Below are 684 nucleotides of genomic sequence, written 5' to 3' on the forward strand. Positions count from 1 at the left end.
AACGTTTTGCCGCTTTGCGAAGGCGGGGTTTTACAGCACTAAACTTCAATAGATGTACAAATCTTGAATTTAGAACTTCACTTTCATAGAAGCACGAAACCCCCGCTTTTGCAAAACGGCTGTTATACACCGTTTTTCTATTCGTCATTAGTTTTGATAAATCGGTTTTGAATTATTTTCCATTCATTCGTTAAATCGTCAAATGCAAATCTTATGTCAGGCTGGTATCCATTAGTTCCTCCGCAACCAACAGTTAACTCTGCTTTTTTAAAACGTATTCCTTTATAAAAATGAAGTTTTCGTTTCCCTTTAAATCCTATATAACCAAAGTTTATGTCAATAGTGTCTTTTGAAATTTCTTTATGAACAACTCTTAAAACATTAATTGTCCTTTTCTCTTTTAATGATAAGTCAATCAATTCGTTTGTTGTTAGGAATTTATACCTGTCTGGCACATTTAAGTTTTTAATTCTACTTCCGTATTCGTTCATTTCAACGTAATGCCATCCACTCTGTAAAAGTAAATCAATCCTATTGTTTAAAGCTTTTACATATAAACTGTCCAATACTCTTGGTTCAGTTTTATATATGAGATTTCCGCCTTCGTCAAGTTTGTTTTCTTGTCCGTAAGTCAAAAATCCAATTAGGGTCAATATGATTGTTAGTGTCGTTCTCAAAATGGTG

Annotated in this window: 1 protein-coding gene; it reads right to left on the reverse strand. The window is 33.0% G+C overall.

What is annotated here, in order from left to right:
• Positions 1-137 precede the first annotated feature (137 nt).
• Positions 138-684: hypothetical protein (locus tag DB520_RS26305; RefSeq protein ID WP_198675474.1), on the reverse strand; the 547-nt coding region annotated here is incomplete at its 5' end.

It is taken from the genome of Pleomorphovibrio marinus (assembly GCF_003347495.1).
GTDB classification, from domain to species: Bacteria; Bacteroidota; Bacteroidia; order Cytophagales; family Cyclobacteriaceae; genus Pleomorphovibrio; species Pleomorphovibrio marinus.